The organism is Paeniglutamicibacter sp. NPDC012692, assembly GCF_042901625.1.
Classification (GTDB): Bacteria; Actinomycetota; Actinomycetes; order Actinomycetales; family Micrococcaceae; genus Paeniglutamicibacter.
The window spans coordinates 1-1,420 of sequence record NZ_JBIBDE010000022.1 but is presented as its reverse complement, the minus strand read 5'-3'; the positions used below and the strand labels follow the sequence as shown (position 1 = coordinate 1,420).

Sequence of the window (1,420 nt, the reverse complement as noted above, 5' to 3'; positions counted from 1 at the left end):
GGCCAGCAGTCGGCCGCAGAGCGGACGTCCGGTTTCTTGGGTGCGACCAAGTGAGTACCTAAGAACCTCTGAGACAGGTTGACCTGCGGCCGACCTGACAACCGCTCTCTTTTGCTCAACCATCGTTGTGACTGGGTATGCCTCACAATCCGTGCACAAGCCGGGCACCCATTCCAGGAATTCACCGAATCCGTTCCGGACTTCGCGACGGCCGAGCCGGTGTGGGCCGAACCCGGCTACGGCTTGGACCCGAACGAGTTCCACGTGGATTGGCCAGACGACTGGGATCACCCCATCACCAGTAAGCCCATGAAACCCGCACCAAATTCTGCCGATCCCCACGACATGTCACGTTAAGCGAGTAGGGAGGTCCCGATTTGAGGCCCTCCTACTGCAGTCCTTCACGGCTGATTCAAATGATGTACGTGAATCTTCCCCACCACATCTTTCACCGACCCCGCACCCTGAAAGCGATCCCTGTCCCAGCTAGCCTTTCAGTCACGATGCCATCGCATTAGGCGCGGTGGAGGGAATGGCGAAAGTAGCCGGTCGACAAAGGAACGGTTGGGGCACCCTTCTCAAGTAGACCCGCTTGAACCGCGAGGACAGCAAGTTGAACCCGGCTCTGAATGGCCAGTGCAACAATCAATTTGCCGATCCCCGCCTTGATCGTTGCCTCACTGACGTGGAGAGACACCGCGATTTGCCGGTTCGTGCGTCCTTGCGCCAATTCGATGAGCAGTTGTCGATCCCGCTGGCTGATGTTCCGCAGCAACTGACATCGGGTTTCGTCTTTGTGGGCGAGAGGGACCAAGAACTGTTCGGCATCGGAAGGTTTGGCGAAGATCGAATTTCCGGAACTGATCAGCCTCAGCACAGTCCCAAGGTCAGCAGCGATGGAGTGTTTGGAGAGGAAGCTAGTCACTCCTGCGATGTGGGCGTGCTTCATTGTCTCGACATCATGCACTGCCGAGAACATGACAACCTTGGTTCCTGGGGTCACTGAACGAATATGGCGGGTCGCAATCATGCTGCTGACATTCTCTATGGTTGATTCCATGAGGACGATGTCGGGCCGCAAAGTCCGTGCTGCCTCGATGGCGGCCGTTCCATTAGTCGTCACCGACTCCAACTCGATTTCTGGGCAAGCCCCCAGCGTGATTTCCAAGCCGATCCTGAGAAAAGGATCACCGTCGGCAAGGTGAACTCGTATGCGAGTTAGTGTCTCCATCGGCTTACTGTACGATGCACTGAATTGGCCGAATCGCCTAGACGCGCCGACGTTACACAAAAATTCGCGCGCGATCATAACCTGGCCTTTGAGCACGACCATGTTATGCCCGTTGTTGCCGTGGACAGGTGTCTGCTACGAATACCCGGAGGTTCTTGCCGACGAGGGTGGCGGCTTCGACCTAGGGGG

Annotated in this window: 1 protein-coding gene; it reads right to left on the bottom strand. The window is 57.0% G+C overall.

Annotated elements, in window-relative coordinates:
- Window positions 1–514: 514 nt before the first annotated feature.
- Window positions 515–1,231 carry a response regulator gene (locus ACFY5D_RS22135; RefSeq protein WP_387534772.1) on the bottom strand — a complete coding sequence of 239 codons (717 nt, stop codon included), beginning with the start codon at window positions 1,229–1,231 and terminating at the stop codon, window positions 515–517.
- Window positions 1,232–1,420: the final 189 nt, after the last annotated feature.

Excerpts from the sequence above, each read along its gene's own strand:
- ACFY5D_RS22135 (WP_387534772.1), bottom strand. The coding sequence starts at position 1,231 with ATGGAGACACTAACTCGCATACGAGTTCACCTTGCCGACGGTGATCCT.